General features: G+C 42.8%; 2 protein-coding genes. One reads left to right on the top strand and one right to left on the bottom strand.

Annotation, left to right across the window (positions count from 1 at the left end):
* Positions 1–401: 401 nt before the first annotated feature.
* Positions 402–1,298, bottom strand: coding sequence for a prohibitin family protein (locus tag QZU58_RS10090; RefSeq protein WP_294496485.1), 897 nt, complete (start codon positions 1,296–1,298; stop codon positions 402–404).
* 335 nt (positions 1,299–1,633) lie between these two features.
* On the opposite strand from QZU58_RS10090, the gene QZU58_RS10085 reads away from it, so the two are divergent.
* On the top strand, positions 1,634–3,087 hold a 1,454-nt coding region (locus QZU58_RS10085), incomplete at its 3' end, for a sigma-54 dependent transcriptional regulator (protein ID WP_294496483.1).

Genomic DNA, 3,087 nt, shown 5'->3' with positions numbered 1-3,087 from the left:
AACATCTCCCGCTTTCTATCTTCCGAATACCTTTTATTGTCATAGGGCAATACATGATCAACCTCTACAGACTCAGAGACACAACCACATAAGCAGCACTTCCAACCATAACGAGATTTAACGTAATCCCTACATCCATGCCACCATTCCGAATTATGCCAGTCTTTACACATGTAGTAAGGTTTCATTTTTTAACTTTTCCCCAAAAAAAACAGCTCAATTCCGACAACATCACCGACAACATAAAATTAAAACAAGGCTCGAAGCATTGATTTTAAAGGGTTTTCAAAAATATTACCGACAATTCATGAATATCGGGATTCTTATACAACAATGTATTTTTTGATGTTATGCCCATGCTTTTTCATGTGGGCATATCACTTTTTACTGTAATGCTCTGATTATTTGCTCTTAACGTCGATGAATGGAAGACTGCTGCCTGGAACCATGGTAACAGGAAGCTTGCCGTCCCACTTTTCCGCAACGGTCAGCTTAACTATTTCCCCGTTTTCACGTAAGGCCTCACCTCTTAACTTGATGGCGGCAGCATTGGCTTCCTCAGTCTTAAGGATGGCATATGCCTGAGCATCGGCACGCTTCTTAACAGCTTCTGATTCAGCTTCGGCAATCTTAACCTTCTGCTGTGACTCAAGCTGTACGCGTTCCAGCTCTGCCTTTGCCTTTTCAACTTCGGCTCTTGCCTTCATGGCATTTTCTACGGATGTTTCATAAACTTTTGAGAAGGAAATGTCTTCAACCTGAATAGAATGGATCACTACAGGAAATTCCTTCATCATTTCCTTGAACTGTGAATTCAGAAGTGTCACGAATTCAGCTCTTTTCTGAATAACCTTTTCGGCATTATACTGACCGAAAATGGTCTTTGCGCAGTCTATGAGCTTAGGGAAAATAACGTAATCGTTAATGTACTTTTCGTCTCCCTTATACTGAACATAGATATCTTCAGCCCTTGTCCCTACAAAATTCCAGATTACATTTACGCGAAGAGTAGCACTCTGCTGATCAAATGTATAAGCTTCTGTTTTTACTGTACTGCTGTTCGTCTTCAGATCAATGAATTTCACGGTCTGATAGAAAGGAAGCTTGAAATGCATTCCGGGCTGGGAAACAGATGAAATCTTTCCACCTGAAAGTACGACACCCACCTTTGAGGCATTTACGGTATATACAAGTTCAAAGAAGCCGCAGGCCACCACGATAAGCACAAAAATAACAAATACTTTTGTAAAACTGAAAAAGCCTAAACCGCCGCCGTTTGAAGATCTGTTCTGACTCATTTTTATTATCCTGTCCTGTTTATGCTGAAATATAAAAACACACGAAATTACTTAAACAATAGTTCCGGGCGAATTTACCACATGAACGAAACTATCTCAGCGCTTCAATTCACATATTTTTAATCATCTCTCATTTTTCTCTTTCACAAACGTTACTGACCGCTTCGGAACGTCATAAGTAAAATACCCGTCAGGAGTGAATGCAGATACCGATTCCAATACGCAGACGGTTCAGTTTTTCTCTTTCAACCACATATCACATTAATTATCCATTGTGCTCATATTTTTGCGGTAAAGTTAGAATAAGAAACGCTTTTGAGATAAAATGACTGCTAATGACTTCCTTTAATGTTAATCAAAACGAGTTAAAGACAAGGGTTCTGATTGTCGAAGACTCCAAACCTCTGAATTTTTTCTATAATGCGGTAGTTAAGAGCTTAAATACCGAGGTTCGTTCCGCCTATACGGGAAGGGAAGCCATCGGCTTTCTTGATACATTTGCACCTGATATCGTACTCCTTGACCTGAACCTCCCGGACATTCCCGGAATGGAAATTCTAAGCATGCTGGGACAGCAGTATCATCAGGTAATCACCATAGTTATAACAGCTGACGAAAGAGCCAATCTTCCGGTCGAGGCCATGCGCCTCGGAGCTTATGACTTCCTGGTAAAACCGGTGGACAGCAATCGTCTGCGCACCACCATAAACAATACCATTGAAAAGCTGGAGCTCAATGCCAAGGTAAATGTTGAACCTGACAATTCCATTCATCTCGGCAACTTTATCGGGGCCTCCAAGGTCATGAGGGACATTTACGATAAGCTCTGCCGAATCAGAAATTCCAAAGCATCCGTATTTATTACCGGGGAAAGCGGAACTGGTAAGGAAGTTACGGCAAATACACTGCATGAACTTAATACCGAACGTAAGGGTAAGTTCATGGCCATCAACTGTGCCGCCATACCGAAAGAAATAATGGAAAGTACCATTTTTGGTCACGTCAAAGGAGCTTTTACCGGAGCTGTGGCCGACAGAACCGGTGCTGTGGCAGAGGCTGACGGCGGTACACTGTTCCTTGACGAAATCTGCGAAATGGATCTTGAACTGCAGTCAAAGCTGCTGCGTTTTCTGCAGAGCAGTCAGTACCGAATGGTAGGTTCTCAGAAGACCCTCTCGGTTGACGTAAGGGTAATCTGCGCCACAAACAGGGATCCATTCAATGAAGTCAAACTCGGCAACTTCCGTGAAGACCTGTTCTACCGTCTTTTTGTAATCCCTATTCACCTGCCTCCTCTGCGCGAAAGAGAGCATGACGTACTGCACATAGCCATGCATTTTCTGAAAAAATATGCGGAAATAGAACACAAGGACTTCCTGTACATTTCCCACGAGGCATCTGAAACCATGCTTAAATATCCCTGGCCGGGAAATGTCCGTGAACTGCAGAACGTAATCCACAGTACCGTGGTTCTGTTCGAAGGACCGGTAATAACCAGGGAAATGCTCCCAGCCAACATTCTCAGGGCAGTGAATGACATTGAGCATAATCCGGAACATTACCAGAAATATGTGGGCAGAAATTCAAGATTTCTGATTGACGGTTCAGATACCGGAATTCCTTCGGCACTGGGCATAACGTCACTTAACAGTCTGCCTTCGGCTGATGACCTTAAGAAAAATAACATAACTGACGACAGCTCAAAAAATGAGACGTCAGAAAGCAGAGCGGCCGTAAAATCAGAAAACGAATCCTTCCGAACCGGAGCTTTACGTGAGATTCCGGAAAA

This window comes from uncultured Ruminobacter sp., assembly GCA_902764345.1.
Classification (GTDB): Bacteria; Pseudomonadota; Gammaproteobacteria; order Enterobacterales; family Succinivibrionaceae; genus Ruminobacter.
This window is presented reverse-complemented; position numbering and strand designations above follow the sequence as displayed.